Below are 4,179 nucleotides of genomic sequence, written 5' to 3' on the forward strand. Positions count from 1 at the left end.
CCGGTGGGCAAGCGCCTTGAGAAGCGCGAGTTCGCCCTTGAAGCCCGGCTCCCTCGGCGTGTCCCCGAGGAGCGCGAGGAGCGGGTCGGCCTCTCTCGACTGGGTGAGCTTCTCGCGGTTGGCCTGCACGATGAGCCCGCGGGAAAAGCCGCGCCCGCCGACATATCCCCAGTCGAGCGTGTTGTTTCCGGCCTCGCGCGTGATGTGCACGAGCGAGGGGAAGTGCGCGGCGAAGGCCGAGACGGCGCTGTTGAAGGCGCCGGCGCGCAGGAGGTAGTCGTCGCCGTCTCGGGCGTGCTCGGCGCCGCCTTCCGAGAAGACGCGGCGGACGAGCTCCATCACCGTCTCCGCCTCATCGGCGGCAAGACCCTCGCGCGGGGTGATGCGCCAGACGGGAATTTTCTCGGGCCAGAAGTCGCGCCTGAGGCCGAGGTCGATCACCATGTCCTCCACGTCCTTGAGGAACCGACCGCCAAACGCGTCCGTGCCGGGCACCGCGCTCACGATGCGCGCGGCGGCAAGCGCGTTCGCGACGAAGACGCGCGTCTCGGCGGCCTTCTGGAACGTGTCGGAGCCCGAGCGGATCGCCGGACGGGGGACCCCGAGGACAGGCAGGCGGTAGCTGAGCATGCGCGTGCCCGCCGAATCAAAGCACGAATCGGCGACGGCTGCGAAGATCTCCGCGGCAGGCTTGGGCGCGGCGGCGAGGCGCTCGCGGAGCTTCGCCTCGGCCTCGGTCGCGTCGTCCTCCTTGAGGAGCCCGAGACGCTCGAGAAGGGCCTCCCAGAGGCCGGGCATCGCGGCTTCGGCGGGGCGCAGGTAGTCGAAGCCGTCATCGGGGAGGTCTTCGGCGGGCAGCGCCCAGCGGATCGCGGCGATGCGGTACGCGACGGGGCGGTTGGCGCGGGCGAGCGCGGCCGAGACCTTGAGGGCGTCGTCCTGGGTGAAGTCGGCCGCGTCCGCTGCCTGCGCGGGAAGGCGCTCCGCCGCGAGCGTGAGAACGGCGCCGAGGGCTGCCTCGGGCGAGAGTGAATGCTAAGTCATGGCGGTATCTCCTTCAAGGAAAACAAGGAAACTGAGGCGGTCATCCGGGCGGGCGGCGGACCGCCCCTCCCCTCTGCAAAACCATTCTCACACCCCGTCAACCATTCAGTGACGCAGCAATTTACGGCGCGAACTGACGCGTGAATACCCCGGACGCGCGGACGTTCTCTTCCTCTCGGAGGAAAGGAATTCAGTCAGCTTCGACGGCCGGTTTCCAGTACGCCGGTCTCACCCGGGAGGAGACGGCGGGCGGCCGATTGTTCAGAGAACCGCTGCCGCGGACCGCACGAAGCGCTGCTTCCTTCCGGAGAAGACGAGCGCGATCCGGGTTTCCTTCTGCGCCGTCGCTGGGAGCGACTCGAGCGCGGCGAGTTCCTTCGCGAGAAGCGCCCTCGGGCTCGTCCTGCGGTCCCGCGCGAACCCGGCCGCGATCGTCCAGCGCACGCCCGGTGCGGTGACGACGAGCATCCGGCCGTCCTCGGTGACGGACGCATCTGCTCCGTCGAGGAGGTTGTTCGTGAGCACGGCCTCGAGGAGCGCGACGAGGTCGGCGGCGTCGCGCAGACGGACATGTCTTCTGCGCGCGACCTCCGCGATGCGCGAGAGGAGCGCGGTCATGCCGCGCACGTCGCCCGTGCGCAGGATCTCCGCGATGGCCTCCTCGTTGAAAGCCTTGCAGACGAGCCAGCCGTCCTCGTCCGGAAAGGCAACGCGCCACAGATGACGGCGGCCGGTGAGGCGACCGTTGATCCCGGCGGGATCACGGCGCTCTCCGGCACGTTTCTGCAGCGCGTTCGTCTCCTTCATCTGAGTTTCCGAGGCCGTCGGCGTCACTGCGCCGCGATCATCTCGGCGAGGTGCTTGAGCGAGAGAAGATGCACGAGTCCGTCGGCGGTCTCCCGCTCGAAAAGCATCGGGTCGTCCACCGTGTCGGCGGGGAGCCAGTCGCCCACGTAGGGAATGAAATTCTCGTAGATGAGGTCGCCTTCACTCCATTTCCGGGTGATCGATCCCCAGTTCTCGAAGCGCTTGATCTTGGAGGCGAGCGTGGCCGGATCGTTCTTCACGCTGTCGTTCAGATCGCTCTGGTAGATCATGCGTCTGAAAGAGAGCAGGATCCCGGCGGCGAGGAAGATCACCAGCGTCGACACCGAATTCGGAATGATCCGGGAGTTGCCTGTGAGACTCCAGAGTTTGGCCGCCGCGAGCCTGATGACCTCCGCCGTCTCGCGCCGGACGGCCGCGCCCCCGTCGGCGCTGCCTTCCGTCACGAACGTGACATGCGGACAGTCTTCCGGATAACCGCAGGCGCGGAGCGCCCCGCGCATCGCCTCCTCGGACGGGTCATCGTCCGGCAGAGGCAGGATCGCCACGGGCGAGAGCGAATCCCGGTCAAGGACGAGGAGCCGGACATGACTCCCGAACAGGTACGAGGCATCCCCGGGTCCGGCGCCGTCAACCGCAAAGGCGACGAGCCTTCTCGAGAGAGCCCGGACCCGCTCAAGGCGCAGACTGCTGAAGCGTGCGAGAAGCCCGTCATACCTGTCGGAGCGGAATTTTCCGAGGTAGTCAACGAGCCCGGCATTCTCGAGCTGCACGGCCGCTCCGAAATAGAGAACGTCCTCAACCATCGAGTCGGGATGAATCTTCGGGGGGATCGTCGCGGCGATACGCATCGCGAGATTGACGAGGTGCATCGTGTCGGTGAGATCCCCGCCCATGGCGCGGCCCGCGTCGGCGAAGAGCCCGTGACGCTCGGCGATTTTGGTGACAAGCGCGGTGAAGACGACCTTTCTCGAGCGGCCTTCCGGCATCCTCGCATACGCAGGGCGGCCAGGAACCCTGACGGGCGGCCATGTCTCGGGCGGCTCGGGCCAGGAGAGCTGACCGTCGGGCCCGACGAGCTCCCGCTCCGGGATCTCGGGCGGGGCCGTCCTCACGGCGTCGGAGACCTGCGGCCGGCAGTCGTCCGCGGCGAGCACCGCGGCGACATGCTCGAGCGAGAAGAGATCGAACACCATGCCGGGATCGCATTCCTCAAAAATCCGGTACTCGCCGCAGATCCAGCTGATGTCGCTGAAATCGTCGATGGTGCTGAAGAACTCATGCCCGGATCGGTATTTGGTGAGCGCACTGCGCCTGTCGGCCTCGGCGAGCGCCCCCGCGACATGCCCGGGAGACTTGTATATCTGCGGAGCCTTGCTCTGGTGCGCATGGATGATCCTGAGGAGGAGCCCCGCGCCGAGGAAGACCGCGAGACGCGCGGCCCCGTGGTTCCGCAGCCTGTGACCGCGGAGCGCAAAGCCGAGCCGGTCGGCGACCGACCGGAAAATGGTTTCCGTGAGGCGCAGAAGCCGCTTTTCCGCGGCCTTGCTGCGCGACGTGACGATGGTCACTTCCTCGAAACCTTCGAGCAGACCGAGCTTTTCGAGCCCCGCGCGGATCTCACGGAGGTTCGCCCCCGGCTCCGCGAGCCCCGTGAGGCACGCGAGCGGCGTGAGCGTCTGCTCGTCGAGGACGATGAGATGGAGGAGCCCGCCCACGAACGCGCTTCCCCGCCCGCTCATCTCCGAGCAGTCAACGGGAAGGACAAGGATGCGCCGCGCGAGCCCGCGCGCACGGGTCAGGCGGCACGCGCCGAAGCGCAGGGACGGGTCGTCGTCAAAGCCGTCGAGATATGCGCGCAGCGCACCCTTCTCAAGCGGCGCGGCCCGGCCGATGAAGAGCATTCTGGGAAGATGCGGCTCCGGATGAATGTAGGGGGCCGCCGGGGCGGCGATGCGCATCGCGAGATTCGCAAAGCGCATCGTGTCCATCAGATCCCCGCGGAAGGTCCACCCGATGTCTGCGAGAAGTCCCTCGCGCTCGAGGAACTTCATCGCAAATAACGGGTAGATGAAGTAGTAGAAGTCCGGATCCGTGGTCTCAAAGGCCGGGATCCGGGGAAGCTTCACCCGCTTCCAGTCGTCCTGCGTGTCAGGCCAGGACTGCTGCTTCATGGCCTTCGTGACAGGCTTCCTCACTTCGCCGCGGCCTTCTTCGCAGGAGCCTTCTTCGCGGGCGCGGCCTTTTCAGCGGGCTTCTCCGCCTTGGGAGCGGCGGCCTTCTTCGCAGGGGCCTTCTTGGCCGGAGCCT

Annotated in this window: 3 protein-coding genes; all 3 read right to left on the reverse strand. The window is 67.3% G+C overall.

Annotation, left to right across the window (positions count from 1 at the left end; genetic code table 11):
• On the reverse strand, window positions 1-798 hold a 798-nt coding region (locus tag Q4F91_RS12935; RefSeq protein ID WP_303338144.1), incomplete at its 3' end, for a hypothetical protein.
• Window positions 799-1,305: 507 nt separating this feature from the next.
• Window positions 1,306-1,851 (reverse strand): hypothetical protein, encoded by a 546-nt coding sequence (locus Q4F91_RS12940; RefSeq protein WP_303338145.1) that lies wholly within the window; start codon window positions 1,849-1,851, stop codon window positions 1,306-1,308.
• A gap of 23 nt (window positions 1,852-1,874) precedes the next feature.
• The gene (locus tag Q4F91_RS12945; protein ID WP_303338146.1) at window positions 1,875-4,067 is read right to left on the reverse strand and encodes a hypothetical protein; all 2,193 of its coding nucleotides are present in this window, start codon (window positions 4,065-4,067) and stop codon (window positions 1,875-1,877) included.
• Between the last annotated feature and the right edge of the window lie 112 nt (window positions 4,068-4,179).

The sequence above is a fragment of the Sutterella sp. genome (assembly GCF_030539355.1).
In the GTDB taxonomy this organism is placed as follows: Bacteria; Pseudomonadota; Gammaproteobacteria; order Burkholderiales; family Burkholderiaceae_F; genus Sutterella.

What these genes read in the sequence shown, in the direction of transcription:
- Q4F91_RS12940 (WP_303338145.1), bottom strand. Translation starts at nt 1,851, where the DNA reads ATGAAGGAGACGAACGCGCTGCAGAAACGTGCCGGAGAGCGCCGTGAT.